Annotated in this window: 14 protein-coding genes; 7 read left to right on the forward strand and 7 right to left on the reverse strand. The window is 56.2% G+C overall.

All coding sequences use genetic code 11. The features are described from left to right. A partial coding sequence (gene tssI / locus BT204_RS24010) for a type VI secretion system Vgr family protein (protein WP_345769714.1) occupies nt 1–1,529 on the reverse strand: 1,529 nt, incomplete at its 3' end. A gap of 153 nt (nt 1,530–1,682) precedes the next feature. On the opposite strand from tssI, the gene tssA reads away from it, so the two are divergent. Continuing rightward, complete coding sequence (gene tssA / locus BT204_RS24015) at nt 1,683–2,753, forward strand: type VI secretion system protein TssA (RefSeq protein ID WP_054921272.1); 1,071 nt, start codon at nt 1,683–1,685, stop codon at nt 2,751–2,753. Nucleotides 2,754–2,774: 21 nt separating this feature from the next. Here the strand turns inward: tssA and BT204_RS27730 are convergent, their stop codons facing one another. Further along, nucleotides 2,775–3,152: a hypothetical protein gene (locus tag BT204_RS27730; RefSeq protein ID WP_139271539.1), complete on the reverse strand. Its 378-nt coding sequence runs from the start codon at nt 3,150–3,152 to the stop codon at nt 2,775–2,777. 517 nt (nt 3,153–3,669) lie between these two features. Between BT204_RS27730 and BT204_RS24025 the strand changes: the two genes are divergently transcribed. The 6 genes from BT204_RS24025 to BT204_RS24050 are packed head-to-tail and all read left to right on the forward strand — an operon-like array spanning nt 3,670 to nt 11,618. Beyond that, complete coding sequence (locus tag BT204_RS24025) at nt 3,670–4,524, forward strand: M15 family metallopeptidase (RefSeq protein ID WP_082430485.1); 855 nt, start codon at nt 3,670–3,672, stop codon at nt 4,522–4,524. A 53-nt stretch (nt 4,525–4,577) separates the two neighbouring features. Next, complete coding sequence (locus BT204_RS24030; RefSeq protein ID WP_054921266.1) at nt 4,578–4,838, forward strand: PAAR domain-containing protein; 261 nt, start codon at nt 4,578–4,580, stop codon at nt 4,836–4,838. A gap of 27 nt (nt 4,839–4,865) precedes the next feature. Beyond that, nucleotides 4,866–6,197, forward strand: a complete 1,332-nt coding sequence (locus BT204_RS24035; RefSeq protein WP_054921264.1) for a hypothetical protein — start codon at nt 4,866–4,868, stop codon at nt 6,195–6,197. A gap of 36 nt (nt 6,198–6,233) precedes the next feature. Further along, a complete protein-coding gene (tssM, locus tag BT204_RS24040) occupies nt 6,234–9,881 on the forward strand; it encodes a type VI secretion system membrane subunit TssM (RefSeq protein ID WP_072448481.1) in 3,648 nt (1,215 codons plus the stop codon). Next, complete coding sequence (gene tagF, locus BT204_RS24045; RefSeq protein ID WP_072448482.1) at nt 9,878–10,864, forward strand: type VI secretion system-associated protein TagF; 987 nt, start codon at nt 9,878–9,880, stop codon at nt 10,862–10,864. The genes tssM and tagF overlap by 4 nt, the downstream gene beginning before the upstream one ends. A gap of 1 nt (nt 10,865) precedes the next feature. Further along, the gene (locus BT204_RS24050; protein ID WP_054921256.1) at nt 10,866–11,618 is read left to right on the forward strand and encodes an OmpA family protein; all 753 of its coding nucleotides are present in this window, start codon (nt 10,866–10,868) and stop codon (nt 11,616–11,618) included. A 7-nt stretch (nt 11,619–11,625) separates the two neighbouring features. On the opposite strand, the gene BT204_RS24055 is transcribed toward BT204_RS24050, so the two are convergent. The 5 genes from BT204_RS24055 to BT204_RS24080 form a co-directional block, all read right to left on the reverse strand. Continuing rightward, on the reverse strand, nt 11,626–12,102 hold the full coding sequence (locus tag BT204_RS24055) for a hypothetical protein (RefSeq protein WP_054921253.1): 477 nt from the start codon (nt 12,100–12,102) through the stop codon (nt 11,626–11,628). A 494-nt stretch (nt 12,103–12,596) separates the two neighbouring features. After that, nucleotides 12,597–12,791, reverse strand: a complete 195-nt coding sequence (locus BT204_RS24065; RefSeq protein WP_054921249.1) for a hypothetical protein — start codon at nt 12,789–12,791, stop codon at nt 12,597–12,599. Between the two features lie 45 nt (nt 12,792–12,836). Next, nucleotides 12,837–13,895, reverse strand: a complete 1,059-nt coding sequence (locus BT204_RS24070) for a class I SAM-dependent methyltransferase (protein WP_139271540.1) — start codon at nt 13,893–13,895, stop codon at nt 12,837–12,839. A 128-nt stretch (nt 13,896–14,023) separates the two neighbouring features. Then, entirely contained in the window at nt 14,024–15,205 is a 1,182-nt protein-coding gene (locus BT204_RS24075) for a DUF2515 family protein (RefSeq protein WP_072448485.1), read from the reverse strand. Between the two features lie 22 nt (nt 15,206–15,227). Continuing rightward, nucleotides 15,228–17,912, reverse strand: coding sequence for a type VI secretion system Vgr family protein (locus BT204_RS24080; RefSeq protein ID WP_072448486.1), 2,685 nt, complete (start codon nt 17,910–17,912; stop codon nt 15,228–15,230). Nucleotide 17,913: the final 1 nt, after the last annotated feature.

The following is a 17,913-nucleotide window of genomic DNA, read 5'->3' on the forward strand; positions in this document are numbered from 1 at the left end:
CGACCGTTATACAGCGCCTTGGAGATGATCGGCCGGTCGATGTCGCCATTGACGAAATGCACCAGCACTTCCTGACCAATGCGTGGAAGGAACTGCGCACCGAAGCCCTTGCCAGCGAACGCTTGACCGACCCGAACCCAGCAAGCGCCGCGGTCGTTTTCGGCCTGCCAATGAAAGCGCACCCGGACGCGACCCAGTGCATCACAGTGCAGTGGCCCATCGCTGCCGGGCGTGGTTTCACCCTCGGGGCCAACGACCAGCGCGGTCTGTGGGCCGTGGGCGGTCGGACGTGGATTCAGGCGTTGGCCTGTACCGTCTTCGAGGGTAGGGCGCCAACGTTGGGTGTGCAGCACTGCACGAAATTGCTGTGCGAAGCCACTGCGGTTTGCTTCACGGAGCACTTCGGCGTCGAGCGCTTCCAACTGCAGCAATGCCGCCGGATCAGCATCCAGTTCAGGAACTCCAAACTCCAGATTGTTGATGCCGTAGCTGCGTACCTCGGTGAAGAGAAAGTCTTGCATGTCACGCATCGGTTCGGCGTCGGGCCAGGGCGTCTCACCGAGATGAAACCGCGTGCCCGCCCGCGCGCTGCGTACGGTGCCGCGGCCTTGCCAAAAGGCGTGCTCCGTTTGCATCGCCTCGATGTGCAACCCGGTGTAATGTTCGGCTTCGCTGAGAGTGGCAAAGGCGTAGTCGCCCACTGGGTCGTAGCTTTCCAGGCCTTCGCGTTCTTGACCGATAGGGCGTGATGCACTGATGGCCTGACGACTTTTATAGTCGCAGCTCAGTAGCGTGACGCGGTGGCTACCCAACTGATGGACGCGCCCCATACCCTGAATGGTGTCCTGCACTTGCGTCGCATCGGCGCGATGAAAGCGCAAACCAGTCGCGCTGGAGGAGGTGGGATCCTCAGGCAGTGTGGGGCTGTCGCCGAAGATAATCAGGCGTTGTCCGCTAGGGCTTCGTTCATCTTCAACGAAGCAATAGCCCAAGCCTTCTTCGGCCAGTAGTCGCTGCACAAAAGTGAAGTCACTCTCGCGGTACTGCACGCAGTAGCTACGCGGCCGCACTGCGCTGAGCAGTTGCACCGCGTCCTGGGTGAAGTGCCAGCTCGCGTAGTCCGGATAACCCGTGAGTACCTGGTTGATGATGCCCTGCACGGTGCTGTCCTGAAACACCCTTGAACGGAAACTCTGGGTCAGGATCCACAGCCAGGGCACCAACTGCACATGGTAGCGGGTCAGCGTACCGTCACTGCCGATGCGTCGGGCCATATTGACCAGCCCACTGCGACGGCACCGGCTGCCATCCGCGAGGGTGGTCAATAGGGTGAATTTTTGCCCGAGGAATGCATCGAGAGGCAACGCGTGGTTGCCACTCAAGGCCAGTACATCCCAGCGGTAAAGATTGGACAGGACCTCATGCCCGGACCAGCGCTCTACATGAAGTTGGTCTAGTGTTGACTCAAGTGTGTACAGGCGCGTTTCACTGATGATGTTCGCGGCAGTTGTGCTCTTCGGCTTTGATATCCATTTCGTACGCTTTCCCCTGCGGCTCAACAAAGTTTTTGACACAGGCTTGTCTAGCGAAAAAAACACAGTGATGATTGTCTAGCGTAGTTTCTGACGGGGTGTAGTGTAATCACTTACATCAAAATATTGCATCGTTGGCAGGAAAATTTAGTGTCTGATCTTGAAGTTTTATTGAGTCCGATAAATGGCCTACAGGCAACAGGAAAAGATCTTACATACTCATCTGAGTTTGATGGCATACAAAAACTTCGAGAGTTTGACGATCCAACTTTGGAGCAAGGTGAATGGGTTGCCGATCTTAAGGTCGCCAATTGGCCGGAAGTAGTTAAACGATGTTCGAAACTGTTGCGAGAGGACAGTAAAGATCTTCGCGTTGCGGGGTGGCTGACAGAGGGTTGGGTATACACCCAGGGTTTTTCAGGCATGGCCCAAGGTTTCAGCCTGATTGCAGGCTTGTTTGAGCGGTACTGGGACGACCTGTATCCCTCCATCGACGAGGGCGATGTTGAGCAGCGTGTCGGTTGCTTGGCGTGGTTGCTCAAGCAGGGCCTGCGCTGGGTATCGTCGATCCCTGTGGTGGACGATGACGGGTTGTCCTACACACTCTCTGACTATGCAGTAGCGCATCAGCGATCCGGAACGGTTCGCCTTGGGGATTCCGAGCACCTGACGTTGGAGCAGTTGGATCGTGCCAGGTCCGCAACGCCGGTGGGATTCTATCGGCAGCTGTGGCTTGCGGTTCAGGCCGCAGGGGTTGCACTGAGCAGTCTGGAGCACCAGGCCGAAGCTCGTTTAGGTGATCAGACTCCGAGATTTGCGTCGATTCGAGACGCGTTGGACACGGCCTCCAGTAGCATTCAACGGTTTGCGAAAGAGGCTGGCGTGGATGTGCAGGGAAGGGGTGAGCCTAAGGTGCCAGGGCCTCAGCAGCATTCCAGTCAGTTGCTGTCTCCTGTCTCCGTACCTTCAGTCGCCGATACCCAGAGTGCAGTGCTGGGTATCACTTCGCGTCATGACGCGTTGAGTCGGTTGCGCGAGGTGGCAAATTATTTCAGTCAGGCGGAGCCGCATAGTCCGGTGGCTTACATGGCCAATCAAGCGGCTGAGTGGGGGGAGATGCCCTTGCATGAATGGCTCAAAGTTGTGCTGAAAGACGACGCTGCACTGGTTCGCCTGGAGCAGGTGTTGGGTGTGGCCAAGGTTGCCGACAGTGGCGGCTGAGCGCTTGGCATTCCCTCGAGTTCACTTGGAGGGGCACAAACTCGGCGAGCCCGGAAGGTCAGCGCAAATACGTTGGCGACAGTCAATGCCCGCTTCGGTATTGGCTGCTGGGCAAGCCCTGATGCGGTCTTTCAGCGCTTCGCGCGCTGGCAGTGGAAGATCGTTATCCGGGCTTTCGATATAGCGCATCAGCGCAATCAACACGTCTACATCGCTTGAACGAGGTGTGGGAGTAATGCTGTTCGCCGGGCGTGTGGCAGCGGCTCTGGGCTGAGGTTTGGCGGGTTGGATGTGATGTGCTTTTTCTACGGACGGCGGGTTGGCGGCAGTCGTGGGGATGGGATCTGTGTGCTGCTGGGCAGGCGCCTCGTTAAAGATCTGAGCGGATTCGCTAAGCATTTCCGACTCCGTTTGCTGAGCTGTAGTGGTGGGGTAGTGAGTGGTTTCAGGGGGTACGGTCGCGATGCTGACAGCCTGGCTGGGCGTGGGAGTGCCAGTGGCTTCGGGTGACGAATCGAATATCCAGGCCATCCCCGTTATGAGGGTCAGTGCGCTGACGCCCGACCAGATTAGCAGTGTCTTATTTGAGCGTATGTTGGATGGGGTCGCGGTGTTGGTTGAGCGGATATCGGGAGTGCTGCTGTCTTGAGTGTCCGCTAACAAGCTAGGTGCTTTTGAGTGTGCATTACTTGTTGTCACAGCATCCGATTCCAGAGTTTGGCGTTTGTTTCGCCAGTGAGATGGCCTGCACTTATTTGCTGGGTGGCAAGTTGAAATGGCGCAAAATATTGCTAAGAATTTAGGCGCAGCTATATAAAATTTTCAATGCTGTCATTTTGATAGTGTGCTGGGCGCGGCGCAAGAAGCTATCGTTCGGTGCTAATTCCATATTCTTCTCCGGTGGATTGTATATTTGATGCTATTGCTCGTGGTTTTTTGCTTGGCTGCAAGTGCGATTACTTACTTTTGGTGGTTGTTGTTTCCTGAACGTGCAGAGGTGTTTTCGAAATCAATAGTTCGCTTCTTTAAAGCTTGTAGGAAGATTCCCTTTGTCTGGTTGGAAAGTTCTATTTTTGTGAGCGATAGTTTTGTTCGCTTTGGGATTGGTTATAAGCGTTGGCTGTCACCGCTCGCTCAATATCAGGGCCTTGTGTGGTTGATGCTTCTTCTGTTGCTGGTGCCTCCTGCGTTGGTTTTCAGTTTGCGCGGAACGGTGGAGCTTGAAGGGTATGGCAGCGATGTCCACCGTGGGAAACCCACAAGCCTGATTGCAGAGCTGTTGCGTGGTGAGCGGCTGGTACCGCCCCGCGCGCTGCCGCCGGAGGTGTTCACCTCCCGGGAGGTGGAGCGGATTCGTCCTCGCACCGGAGCGGCCGATCGTTCATGGGACAAGATGGATGCTGACTTCGTCCAGCGCTTGCTGGTGGTTTACAAGGTGATGCTGGAACGCCATGGGTACGAAATGGTGCTGCTTGAGGGCTACCGCAGCCCTGAGCGTCAAGACGATCTGGGGCTCTTGCCTGGGACGACCAATGCCAAGGCCTGGCAGAGCTACCACCAGTACGGTTTGGCGGCGGACAGTGCTTTTTTGCGCGAGGGGAAGTTGGTGATCACCGAGAGAGACCCCTGGGCGATGCGCGGCTATGAGTTGTACGGCCAAGTGGCCGAAGAGCTGGGCTTGACCTGGGGTGGACGCTGGAAATTGATGGATTTCGGGCATGTGGAACTGCGTACTGCCGGCCGAGGGCCGTCGGCCAGATCCAGGCCTTAACCCCTGAGCAGGCGCTGTGCAGTGCTGAGCTTAGGCAAACATGGAGAAAGAAGATGACACGACCTTTGATTGTAAAAGGGGACGCGACCACCCACGGCGGAATGGTCATGGAGGCCAGTGAGGATTCGACGATCAACGACAAGGGCATCGCCCGCGTTGGAGATCTGGTGGCTTGTCCGGTCCATGGTCCTACGGTGATCACGACTGGGGACGAGGACTATGAGGTGGACGACAAGGCGGCTGCTCGAGACGGCGATGCCACCTCGTGCGGCGCCGTGTTGATCGCTGGCCAGGCCACAACTTACAGACCGTGAGCGTAGGGTAAGCAGGAATGGAATCTGATGTTTAAACGAGTCCTTGGCTACAAAACGCTGTGGGTGGCGTTGGTCTTTATCGGTACGTGGGGCGTGACATTATGGGCCTGGCGTAACCATTACCGTCTGCCGACGGCACAAGACATCATTACCCATTTCCTGGTGATCCCGTCGACCTTGTGCCTGGGGTATTGGGGGCTGTACCAGACCTTTGAATGGCTGAAGCGCCACCGACAGTCGGGGGCTACAAAGGATCTAGCCGGTGTTGAACCCGTGCCGGACGCTGAACGGGTCATGCCGATTCGGATACTGGATTGGAGCCTGTCCCTGCCCCCCGGCGATGAACCCGTTACTGTTATCGAGGCGTTGATAGCCCGTGAACGACCGGCCCTTCACCCCACACTGAAAAACGCAGACGGGTTCGCGCGCCGTATCGCCTGGATTGACGGAGTGAGTACAGAGGACTTCATTGATTCAGAGCGGGGCGCCCCGTTACCTCTTGATGTCCAGCGCGCCTTGCTGTTGGCCACACAGGCGCTGGAACCTTTACTGGTGCGCCATTTTGAGCGCGAATGTGTCGATACAGACGAGCGCCTTAACCCCCTGCCGATCCACTTCCTACTCCCCACTCGCTGGCCGATTGAGACCCAAACAACGGCACGCCAGTGGTTGCTATCAGCTCTTGGTCGGTTTTCCGAGGCTGGACTGACATGTCCCGTGTCTGTTCACGCTGCGGCTGACACCCGCGGGGTACTGAGTTTTCTTGAGCAGTTGCGCGCTGTCGATGGTGTGGAACCTGAATTCCGTCTGCAGGTCGTGCTTGCCAGTGATTCGTTCATTCAAGATGATGCGTTATGGCAGACGCTGCCGGAGGTCTCCGGCGAGGGGGCGTGCGCACTACTACTCGCGCAGGGCGTCCCAGCAGCCACAGAGCCGGTAGCGGCGGCTATTCACCCGTTTAGCAGCGTCCAGCGTACGCAATCTGCCGACTTGCCGGGCAAGGTGCGCGCCGCGTCTCTGCAACAACTGCTAGAGCAATACAGCACAGCCCCTTCACCGATCAGCGCGGTAATAGCTGATGCGGACCACCAAACCTCTCGTCAAACCGAACTTCTGGTCGCTCTGCACGCAACGCTTCCAGAACTCGACCCAATCCATGAGTGCCTGAGCTTGCCGCTGTGTTGTGGCGAGATGGGCGCCGTGACAGCGCTGGCTTCATTGGCCTTGGCTGCCTCAAACAGTTTGGAGACGCAGCAGGACACCTTGCTGGTGTCGGTGCAAGACCCTTTATGGCGAGCGATCTGTCGTATCCAACCATCGCCGCTACCGGCTCAAGCGCCTCTTCAGGACCTCGCATGAATTTGTGCATCACGTTAGCCCCGGGAATTGTTTGTCATGATTAGCCGCTTCTCCGCCTTTTTTTCCAACTCTCGTGTGTTGGCTGTTATCGGATTATTGCTTGCCGCAGCCTTGCTCCTTCTCAATGCGGCCACCGTAAAAAAAGTGCTTCTTGCACTCCTGGTGGTGACACTTGTCGCAGTGGCCGCCACTTGGTTGTGGCGGCGCATTGTCGCCAGGAAATCGGCGGCGGCGCTGCATCATATGGTGGCTGGTGCAGAGGGGGATGCTCCAGAGTTGCGCCAACGACTGGAAGAGGCGCTTCTCGCGATCAAATCCTCACGACTTGGACGACGCCGAGGAACAGAGGCGCTATACGAGTTGCCGTGGTTAATGGTGATCGGTAATCCCGCAGCGGGGAAAAGTACAGCGGTCCTGAACTCTGGATTGACCTTTCCCTTCAACGATCAAAAAGGCGCTGCGCTGCAGGGGATTGGTGGCACACGTAATTGCGACTGGTACTTCACCACCGAAGGTATTTTGCTGGATACCGCCGGACGCTACTCGGTGCAGGACGCAGATCGTGGGGAGTGGTTGTCTTTCCTCGGGCTGTTGCGCAAACATCGCCCACGCGCACCGATTAACGGAATTGTGATTGCCGCCAGTGTTGCCGAGTTGACCGGGAATTCACCGGAGTTTGCGATCGATTTGGCCAAAAAGCTGCGGCAACGTATTCAAGAGCTGACCGAGCGCCTTGAGGTGATTGCTCCCGTGTATGTGGTGTTCACCAAGGTCGATTTGATCAACGGCTTTAATGACTTTTTCCAGGCGCTAGAGCCACAGGAGCGAGAAAAAGTGTGGGGCGCGACTTTTGCCTTCAACCCCCAAACGGGCCCAGACGCGGTCAGTCAGTTCGATGAGCACTTCGATGAGTTGTGTGAAGGTCTGAAAGAGATGAGTTTGGCGCAGATGGCATTGAACCGTGGGGGCGTCCAAGCCCCAGGGCTGTTGACCTTGCCGCTAGAATTCAAAGGTATCAAGCCCCACTTGAGCACGTTTTTAACGGCATTGTTTGAGGAAAATCCTTTTCAATACAAGCCGGTATTCCGAGGTTTCTACTTCACCAGTGCTGTTCAGGAAATGGCCAGTGTGTGCGGCATGTCCAACGAAATTACTCAACGCTTTGGGCTGAAATCGGCAGACGCAGTCAATGGTCAGAATAAAGAGCGACAGTTGTCTCGCCACAGTTATTTCCTTCTGGATCTGTTCCGCAAGGTGGTGTTCGCTGATCGGCAATTGGTGCGCCAGTATTCCAGCCGTTCACGGACGAGAAAACGCACTGTAGCGTTCCTTGGGACCGCGTTGTTACTCGGTGGAAGCTTGGCGGGCTGGACGTGGTCCTATACCAACAATCAACAGTTGGTGAGCAATGTCCAGGCCGATTTGCGTAAAGCCCAGGACATCCAGAAGGATCGCATCGATCTGCAGTCGCGCCTTGAGGCGTTGCAGGTGATTCAGGACCGGCTGGCTCAGTTACAGAAATACCGTGGTGATCATCCACTGATGCTGGGACTGGGGCTCTATCAAGGTGCCGCACTGGAAGCGAAATTGCGCCATGAGTACTTCCAGGGAATGCGGCAGGTGATGCTGACCCCGGTAGCAGAACAACTGGAATCCTACTTGCGTGAAGTCAGTGCTAATTCTACTGCGCTACAACCTGCGAAATCGGCAGCGCCCGTCAGCACAACTAACGTTGGCGTTTATCAGCCCCCATCGCCGAGCAATGTCCAGGATGCCTACAACGCCTTGAAAGCGTACTTGATGCTGGGCACGGTCGAACGCGTGGAGCCCGCACACCTGAGTGACCAGCTCACGCGTTTTTGGCGCCTTTGGTTGGAAGACAATCGCGGCAGTATGGACCGGGAGGACATGGCGCGCCGTGCCGAGCGGTTGATGAGCTTCTATATTCGCCAATCGAATGCGTCTGAGTGGCCAGTACCGGACACCAAGGTCACGTTGATCGATGACTGCCGTCGGGTATTGAGCGCAGTGATGCAAGGGCTGCCAGCGCGTGACAGGGTCTATGCGGAACTCAAAGCCAGGGCTGCCACACGCTACCCGAGCGTGACAGTTGCAGGCTTGCTGGGGGAGGGGGACAAGATCTTTGCCGGAAGTTATGCCATCTCGGGTACTTTTTCTCGAGAGGCCTGGGAGGGCTATGTAAAACAAGCCATTCGTGATGCTTCGCACAAGGAACTCACCACCACGGACTGGGTGCTGCAGAACGCCCGGGCGGATGATCTGACGTTGTCGGGCAGTCCGGAGCATATCCAGAAAGAGCTGGAGCAGTTGTATACCCAGGAGTACATCGCAGAATGGAAGAAATTCTTGGAAGGCATCACCGTGGCCAGCTTTTCCAGTTTCAGTGAAGCCAATGCGGCGATGAATCAGTTGGGAGACCCACAAAATTCGCCGATGCGCAAATTGATGGAGGCGATCTACCGACAAACATCGTGGGACAATCCCTCGTTGATCAATGAGGGACTCCAGGCGGCTAAGGGTGGGTTTTTAAGCTGGTTCTCCGAGGCCCCTGCTGAAGGCCAGGCATTGGCGCAAAGCAGCGCCGGAGACATTCCGGTTGGGCCTGTAGGTCTTGAATTTTCTGGAATTGCTCGACTGATGGTGGCCCGCGACAGCTCGCCATCGCTGCTGCAAAGCTATCTGGAAAACCTGTCCGGCATCCGTACTCGTTTGAATGCCATCCAGACCCAGGGTGATCCCGGTCCGGGTGCTCGAGAGTTGATGGTGCAGACCCTGGACGCGAGCACCTCTTCTGAGTTGTCGGCTGGACTGCGGCTGGTCGATGAGCAACTGCTGTCGAGTATGGAAGATGGCCAGCGTCGCACCTTACGGCCGCTGTTGTTATGGCCGATGATTCAAACCTTCGGTGCGCTGATTCCGCCGACTCACAACGAAATCAACAAAGTCTGGAAGGCCCAGGTTCACGAGCCTTTCCAACAATCTCTAGCGGGCAAATACCCGTTCGCGCCGGCAGGGCAAATTGAAGCGGGAACGGCCGAGATTGCCGAGGTTTTTGGTCCGCAAGGGGCTATTGCACAGTTTGTTACCGAGAGCCTCGGGCCCCTGGTGATTCGTCGTGGCAACAGCTTGGTCAGCAAGCAGTGGGCAGACGTCGGACTGAGCCTGTCGCCTTCTTTGATGACCCACTTCGCGCAATGGGTTGCCCCATTGGGTCAAACGGCTGAAGGCGGGGCGCTGGTCACGTTCCAGATCTTGCCAGGCTCCGCTGCGGGATTCAGTGAATACAGTGTGCTCATAGGGGATCAGCAACTGCGTTATCGCAATACCCCCGCACAGTGGAACAATTTTGTCTGGGACAGCGGCAAGTCGAACCAAACCGCCAAAGTCAGTGTGGTGACTTACGACGGCCGGACAATCGATCTTCAGAGCTTCGTCGGTCAAAACGCTTTAGGCCAGTTGATTCAAAGTGCTCAAAGTCGACAGAACGCTGATGGTTCTTACGAGTTGCAATGGCGTCAGGACGACTGGGTGGTGCCGGTCACCATGAAGGTCATCAGTAACCCACGTGCGAATGCCGATGGTAGCCAACGCAAAGGCTTGGATGGTACGCAACTGCCGCTGACTGTGGTGGGCCTGGATGCGTCCCTGGAGAAGCGGCCATGAGCTTGGACATGTTGACGTTACCCATCAGTTACTTTGGCAAGTTGCCCGCGCATGGTGATTTTGTCAGGGCTGCGGACAATCATCGGCCCTTGATAGCCATCCTTGATCGCTGGGCAACCGAAGGGTTGGATTTGCTGGCGCAGGACGTTGCCTGGAAGTCTTTGTATGACAGCGCCCCCGGTTTTCATTTTGCCTTTATGGGGTCGCGTCATCGTTCCGTGATCGGTGGGCACCTGTTGCCGAGTGTCGACGCCAGCGGGCGGCGATTTCCGTTTATGGCTGGCGTGACGTTCGAAGTGGCAAAACCCTTGGAGTTTCTTGCACGCAGCCCATTAGCGTTCACCCGAATATGGTCGCGTCTGGGGCGCGAGCTGCCTTTGGCGAAACAGGCCGTTGAGCCCGCTCACATCTTGAGTGAGTTGAGGGAGCATAAGGCCGATCTTACGGTCTGCCCTGACACGTTGCACCGTACCTTCGGCGACTTTCTGCAAGTGCAGACCATCGGCTCGCTGCAGCAGATGCTCAACACGGCCGGGCACCAGGTGAATGTTCGACGCATTTTGCTGGCTCTCGGTTTGCTGCTGCGGCCGGTCATGAGCAGTGGCGCGCCCAAAATGGGCAAGGGCTTACGGTTACCGCTACCCGCCGATCCGCTCCACCGCCATCTGGTTTCAGCTTTTTGGCTCGATTTGATCGCTGACTTTTTGGGGCGGGCAGATTTTGAATTAATGCTGCTGCAACGTGGTGAACATCAACCGACGATGACGCTGGGGTTTGGTGGCGCCTCAGCCCGCGGGCTGTACGGCGTCATCGATCCGAGCATTGAAGAGCACGACACCATCTGGCTTGCGGATCCTGACTGGGTTGAGCAGGAGGTGGGCACGAGCTATGCGTTAAAAAAATTGTCCACCTATTCCAATCAACCGGGGCTTTCCTTGAGTACCGCCAGGGCCACCTTTCGCGAAATTTTTTTGGGGTTATGACATGCGTATTGCCTTAGGTTTTTTACTCTCGTGGGTGTGCCTGGCCGAGGTCGCACAAGCTGCCCAGGACAAGGTAGTGGTCAGTGGCACCGTCCCCTCCGAGGCGACAAGGGCGCAGGTGCTATCGCGTTTGCGTGACCTCTACGGTGCCGAGCGTGTGACCGACCAAATTGAGGTGGGTAATGTCGTAGCACCTGCCAACTGGGATCAGTATGTCTTGAAGATGCTTAACCCAAATCTCCGGAATATTTCTGCCGGAAAGGTCCAGGTGGAAGGCAATCAGATCCGTATCAGCGGTAATGTGAAGAACGAGGCTTTGCGCCAGGAGGTCACCAGTACATTGGCCAGTTCCTTCAACCAAACCTATCAGGTGCATAACACTCTGCAGGTCAGTTCAGGGCAGCAGGCGCTGGATGAAACGCTGGGCCAGCGTACCATTGAGTTTGAAAGCGGGAGCGCGATTCTCACAGCCAAAGGCCGCATCGTGCTGGATGAGATGGCAAAAGTGATACGCGAGTTGAACAATGCTCGGATTGCGATCATTGGCCACACGGACAACGTTGGGTTGCGTGAAAGCAATATCGAGCTCAGCTTGGCGCGTGCGGCCGCGGTGCGTCAGTACCTGATCGGTAAGCAGATCGAATCCAGCAGTATGTCGGTGACAGGCAGCGGCCCGGATGCACCGATCGCCGACAACAGCACGGTTGAGGGGCGCAGTAAAAACCGGCGAATCGACTTCAAGATATTGAATTGATCAACACTTAACGGTGAGCGTTATCCGTTTGGTGCGCCAAATAGTAATGCAGGGCGAGGAATCGCTTGCGTGTTTCATACTCAAATACGCGGATAGCCAGTCCGTTCGCTAGTCTGGCAAGCGAAGCTGGCCGGAGCTGCAACTTGAACACATAAGTCAACTCCGAAGTGCCGTCGCCCAAGTCGCGGTGGCGCATTGTCGCAGCCCACCACGCGAATGGACCGCTGGGCTCCACCAGCACGGCTGACGCCAGCTCCGAGGTGCGGTAATTTACGAATCGCGTGCGCATGGATAGACACCGTTTCAAGCCCCGTCCTTGGTTGTAGCTGATAGCGCCGATGTAGGGATGGCTGCCGCCACCTTCGATCTCGGCGCGAGACAACAAGGTGTCCCATTTCAGGCGTACTTGATGGTTATGAAAAGCCTCAAACGTAGCCTCCCCGGTGGCGGGCATGGTAAGTACGATGCGTCCTCGCATATTCATTTATCCCGAGTCAGGCTGACTTGTCTGTTGGCGTGCGTTGTGGAGGGATCCTGCTTGGATCGACTGAACGCCTCGATACCCAGCCGTCGCCTACGTTTAAGGACCGCTCCGCTGGTCACTCCGGCCAATCGGGCTATCACGCTGTCGGATTGAGTACCCAGCAACGCATCCAAGCCTTCCAAGCGCGATGGCTGTCGACTGCGTTGGGATTTGATTCCAAGTTTAGTGCGCCGAAACGTTACAGCCGACTTCGTGACGCCAGCGATATGAGCCACGAGCTGGTCGGACAACACGCCTAACAAGCAATCGTATTTGGTGATACGACTCGGCGTTCTACTGTTATACGAGGCGATACCCAAGTTGCGCCGGCGCTTGTTGACTGCCCCCTGAGTAACCTGTGCCAGCTTGGCGATTCTCGCGTCTGGTTGGGTTCCCAAAAGCGTGTCGAATTTGTACAGTTCGCTCCTGTTTTTCATCGGCATTCACCATCACATTCACTGGTGGATGGCGGCTTGTAGCCAGGGCCATTTACAGAATAACGGTGGGTAGGCGGGCGGCAGGCAATCCTCCAGGACTTTTGCCAGAATCACCAACAACAGCAGTGCGATACCCGAAACTGTCAGGTAGTGGAGCGGGAGCAGGCGTTCGTTGGAGGGCTTTTTGCGGTTGAAGTGGATGGGAGTGTTCATTTGCAAATCTCTTATTGTCTAGTGACTGCTTCATGCGTTGGGCGCCTACAATTTCGGCGCGGATTGATCCGGGCTCCATTGCCAGAAGGTGGTGCCGTAGTTGCTGTCCTCGATTGCCGGAAAGGGGGCACCTTGCTGGATGTAGCGTCTAGAGTTAGTTTTGGCTGGCGTGAACCACCAACCGGATGTCGGGCAGAGTTCGCCGGCGGCTTTGCGTAAGGCGGGCTCGGGAGGGGCAGGTTGTGCTTTTTCTAACGTGGCGGCTTTTGCCACGCTGTCCATGCTCGGCACAGGGACGCCGCTGACCATGGAGGGATCTTGGTAACTGTCCAGGATTGGCAAGCCAATGGCTCGTGCCTGCTCTTCGAGTTCAAAACGGTAAAGCAAGGAGTCCATCAAGGAAGCAGCATATTTGATTCTGGTTGCTTCGTTAGGATGGCTGGCGCCGCTAAGACTGGCGGAGGTTCTAATGATTATCTGCACACTGTCAAATATGGGTGTTTCAGATCCTTCTTCTCGGCTTCCTGGGCTATAACGAAGTTTCAATAGCATGCCGTCCGCATGCCACTGCCATGTGAACCCCCCTTGGAGGTTTTGCCAGTCTTCCCACGTCAGGCGATAATCAGGGTCGGCCAAAAAAGTGGAGGTTAGTTTTAGGTCTGCAATATTTGGTTTTTTTAAATGACCATCCTTAAAATAATAGGTTGCGCGGCCGATCAGGCGGGGATCACTAGGCATGATGAATCGTTGCCAGCCTGCTGTCAGAATGCTGTCCTGAATGCCGTTTATCAATGCATAGACTTGGCTGTCATAAGCTTCAATCTCTGGGGTATGTGGGCCTTTAAATAGGGGGCCATCTGGCAAGTCGATACGCATGTTGACTTCATCTACACCGTGATCGTCGCTAGCATTGTCATAGAAAAGCACGGTATAGGCGGGAGGGAAAAGCAATCCTAGTTTGGTGTGTTTAAGTTGGTATCGAACATTGCTGGTGCGATAGAAGAGCACACTGCTTACGCCAGAGCTTGAAATGGGGAATTCAGCGCGATTAATAATGTCATTGCCTTTTTCTCCCAAAGCGAACTCCAATATCGGCGTTTTCATTAAAGATTTCCTGTCAGCTGTAGGGGCGGAGTTCGAAGGTATGTAAACGATAAAAAGGCGTGCGAGTATTGTCAGTATTAGCAGTAGGCCTATTCCAGATGTCCAAAAAATAGTGCTGCGGAGCATTATTAGGCTTCCTTCCATGCTGCAATCACGTTCATTTGCTTCATCATGTACAGTCGGAACTGGCCATCAAAATCACGACCCTGCGTCATTAATTTATGATATTGGTCGAGTATTTCTTGAACGTATTTCATGCGTTCCTTTGCGCTGTAAAGCTTGCCGTCTTTAAGTTCCATAGTGATAGTGGTGTCGTTTCCGGTGAGGCCGAATTTTTCTAGCTCTCGTACTTCAATCTCCCGGGTAATCATCGGTGCTGCGTTGAATACCAGTGAAGGATCCTTGGCGCCGAGCAAGTTAAATAGCTGTCGCCCTAAATCGTTGTTGTCGATAGCGAATTTGAATTCGGCATGATCATAAACGACCGCTTGTAAGTGATGGTTTTGTTCGTGTGCCAGGAAAAATTCGGCACTACTAAAGGCTAGATCTTCTTTGAGTGCTGAGTCGTGAGTCGTTTCATACGCTCTGATCTGGCGGAATCCATTTTTCAGGTCCTCCGTCGCTTTACACTGCTTCATTTCAATCAGCGCACCTTTACCGTCAGTCAGATTCATCTCCCAATTCAGCTTTCTTATATCGAATACATACATATTCTTTTCAAGATTCCTGCGCAAGGAGGTGTTCTCCCCTAAAGCCCAGGGCATCAATCGCATCTTCTCGGCGATCACCGGGTCATACGTGGCAATATTGCGGCAATCCACGTCGCGGAAAAACACGTCACGCCCAAGTTTCCGCCAATAAAGCATCCACGGCGTGACTTCTAAAAACACCCAAAAATTACCCTTAAGCAAATAGTAGTAAGTAATACGCGACATGAGGCGGGCTTGTCCGACCACGGAATCGAATTTACTTTCGGCAAACTCAATGCCGTCCACCACTTGCTTGGCGGCAAATGCGGCTAGCCCGGCCCAATAAAAGCGTCCTTGGAATTCAGTGCCTTCATCGTTTAGAAAAAGTTGCGCGTAATTCCCGGCGGTTCGTTTGGCACGCCTTAAGGCCTTGGGTATCAGGACATTGTTTTCTGCGAGCAATTTAATGCTGTCCGCTTGGACGCTGGACCATAAATCGCAGCAGGTCACTACGGCATCTTCGGTCGCACCGGGCTCCGCGCGGGTATGCGCCTGTTTCAGGGACCGACCTTTGACGTAGCTAACGCCTTCTTGCGTGTCGACAATCCGGGATGCGGTCATCGCCTATCTCCGTGCTTGTTGCTCAAAAGGAATCGTCTTCGACCTTAATTTGCGGGTAGCTCATATGCACCTGGGCGGGCTCTGGCTGCGCGGCAAAGTGTCGACGGGTTTGAGCCGTGGCATCGCTGATCGCTCGACTGCGAAGGTCCCCCGCGCGGATATCAAGGATTTGATCGATTTCGGGTAAGGGGGCGCCGGCAGCATCTTTCAGAATGAAGGCAAGTTCGGTGGCGCCTTCGCTCTGTGACATGACGTCGAGGTTGAGGGTGTGTTTGGCGCCGCCCAGCAACGGATGCTCACTACCCTTGACACTGAACTGTCCCGGACAGGCAAAGGTGATATCGCCACCTTGCAACGTAATACTCGCCGACCCGGCTTGCAGGACGATTCGGGTCTTGGCGATCAGGTCGATCCTGCCTGCGCTGGCGGTGAAGGTTGCCGCTTGATCGGCCAACACCTCCATCCGGTCAGTGTGCGCCTGCAGGCTGATCGCACCTGTTTGCGCCACGACCTTAGCGCCACCTTTAGCGGTGTACCACTGCAGGTTGCCACCACTGACGCCGGTGACGGAGTGAGCGGCGCTCAGGTGCAGCTCCTGTTGGCTGGTCACCTGTATCTGTTGCCCTGCGTACACGGCACTACTGGCGGGTGTGGCGCTCGTCAAATGATCCGGGGTTTCCAGCACCATATGCGGCGCGCTGAAGCGCTCCACGGATTGTCCGTTGTCGCGCTGAGTGGTGCTTTGGCCATTGACCTGGGCGGGATACTGCGCGCCTTTGCGCGGGTTCAACTCATCGGCTAAGGCTTGTGGCCCGGCGTGGGTTGCCATGATGCCTGGCTGAGCTTGCTGCGCGGCCTGGCTCAACCGTTCGGCGGTGTTCACGGCGCCGTAGAGTTGGTCGAGCGCATCGCTCATCTGCATCTGAGTGGCCTTTGCGCCAGTCTGAAGGCTGGCGGACAGGAGCAGGCCTTCAGCCGCTCGAACCTGCCCCCATCCTTGGGTGGTCTGATGGAAGCCCAGCCCCTGATAAATACTGCGCTTGCTGCCTTCACTGGCAATGGCGTACCCCAGGGTGAGCGAGCTGCGTGCGGTTTCATTCCCTAGCTGCTGACGCAGTTGGCCTTGGGCGTCATCCAGTTGCCAATGGCTGGCGGGCTGGCCATCCAAGGCGACGGTCTCTACTCCACTGATGGTGCCGGGGTGGTTGGCGGCGGCGTCGATTCCGGCGCTGAAGGGGGCCGTGGCGTCGCCGTTGTACACCTGTGCAATGACCACCGGTTGGTCAATATCGGCATGCGTATAGCTGATCAGCACTTCACTGCCGATACGCGGTGTGAAGTGCTGACCAAAGTTCGCCCCGGCCAGGGCTTCGGCGACACGGACCCAAGTCCCCGATGTTTCATTACCGGGCGCATGTGCGTTGTCTTGCAGGCCGCCGGGCAGGGGGCTTTCACCGCGTTGCCAAAAAAACTGTACCCGCACCTGGTGATCACGGTTGCTGGTGAGGGTGTGTTTTGGTACGCCGACGACGGTGGCTGTTTGTACACCGGGGGCCTGGGGACGCGGGAGTCGGTCTGGCACGATCGGGACAGTGGGTGCAGCCGCGAGGAAGTGGTTGTTGTAGAGACCTTGTTCCAGTTCCGGTTGCCCCGCTCGGTGCGCAAGCGGCAGGCCTAGGTTATTGGTTGCGACGTGTCGGATCTGCCGGCAAACCAAGGGCAGGGCACCCAACTGCGGATGATGGTCCAAGGTGTAGCGAACACCCAGTTGCAGCGGCCGTGTTGCGCTGTCTCCTTCGTAGCCGTGGCAGCTTAGACGGCGCGCACTTAACAGATGGGTAGCGGCCAGGTGTGCCTCGTTCTGCGCATGAAAAATGGCGCAGGCAATTGCCTCATACACCTCCAGTTCAGGCACCACGGGCCCTTCGCTGATGGCGTCGTCCGCGGACCCGCTCAACCCCAGCAGTTGTTCCGGGTTCCAGGCGCAGGTGGTCGCGGTATCACTGGAGATCTGACGCTGCTCGCTCAGCCGACGAATACCGTCATCCGCTTGCGGCGTGTCTTCGCGGGAAAAGCTCAAGGTTCCCCCGTCCGGCCATGGGTAGTCGCGGTCGATAATCACCAGCCTGGCGCTCTTCTTCGCGTTGGCTGCGTGTTCAAAGTAGAAACTCAAACCTTCTTCGGACAATAGCCGGCAGACAAACTCATAGTCCGTCTCACGGTATTGCGTGCATAACGCACGTCTTGGCAGCAGTTGCGTCACGCGCGCCTCCCACTGCGCTTGTGGGTAGTCGGCAAAAATGCGCGTCACGATCTCCAGGGCATCCAGGTCCTGGAAGATCCGTGTGTTGCGGCGCGGCTTGAGTAGGCTCAGCCAAGTCCCGATGTGCAGTCGATAGTGTGCGATACCACCGTCGCTGTCGTGTTGCTCTGCACTGATCACGGTGCCTTGCCAACTGCGCGGCTGACCATCGAGCTGCGCGAGTTGCAGACACAATACCGTGCCCGGTAACCGCGCTAGGTCCAGCACGGCGCAGGGGCTGATACAGTCGAGGGTGAAGGCAAGTTCTTCGTTTATGGCTTCGAGGCCTTCCCAGCGCTCCACCACCAAGGCATCGGGCAGAACCGTTTGCACCTGCAGAAGCCGGTTATGCTGCGAGAGCAATGAAGACCAGTCGGTGGCATCCATGTCAGCCGGTGAGCGCATG

It is taken from the genome of Pseudomonas sp. NFPP02, from assembly GCF_900119355.1.
Classification (GTDB): Bacteria; Pseudomonadota; Gammaproteobacteria; order Pseudomonadales; family Pseudomonadaceae; genus Aquipseudomonas; species Aquipseudomonas paracarnis.

Coding starts and splice junctions, on each gene's coding strand:
- BT204_RS27730 (WP_139271539.1), bottom strand. CDS start 3,152: ATGCTTAGCGAATCCGCTCAGATCTTTAACGAGGCGCCTGCCCAGCAG.
- BT204_RS24055 (WP_054921253.1), bottom strand. CDS start 12,102: ATGAATATGCGAGGACGCATCGTACTTACCATGCCCGCCACCGGGGAG.
- tagF (WP_072448482.1), top strand. CDS start 9,878: ATGAGCTTGGACATGTTGACGTTACCCATCAGTTACTTTGGCAAGTTG.
- BT204_RS24065 (WP_054921249.1), bottom strand. CDS start 12,791: ATGAACACTCCCATCCACTTCAACCGCAAAAAGCCCTCCAACGAACGC.
- BT204_RS24035 (WP_054921264.1), top strand. CDS start 4,866: ATGTTTAAACGAGTCCTTGGCTACAAAACGCTGTGGGTGGCGTTGGTC.
- BT204_RS24075 (WP_072448485.1), bottom strand. CDS start 15,205: ATGACCGCATCCCGGATTGTCGACACGCAAGAAGGCGTTAGCTACGTC.
- BT204_RS24080 (WP_072448486.1), bottom strand. CDS start 17,912: ATGCGCTCACCGGCTGACATGGATGCCACCGACTGGTCTTCATTGCTC.
- BT204_RS24030 (WP_054921266.1), top strand. CDS start 4,578: ATGACACGACCTTTGATTGTAAAAGGGGACGCGACCACCCACGGCGGA.
- BT204_RS24025 (WP_082430485.1), top strand. CDS start 3,670: ATGCTATTGCTCGTGGTTTTTTGCTTGGCTGCAAGTGCGATTACTTAC.
- BT204_RS24050 (WP_054921256.1), top strand. CDS start 10,866: ATGCGTATTGCCTTAGGTTTTTTACTCTCGTGGGTGTGCCTGGCCGAG.
- tssM (WP_072448481.1), top strand. CDS start 6,234: ATGATTAGCCGCTTCTCCGCCTTTTTTTCCAACTCTCGTGTGTTGGCT.
- BT204_RS24070 (WP_139271540.1), bottom strand. CDS start 13,895: ATGAAAACGCCGATATTGGAGTTCGCTTTGGGAGAAAAAGGCAATGAC.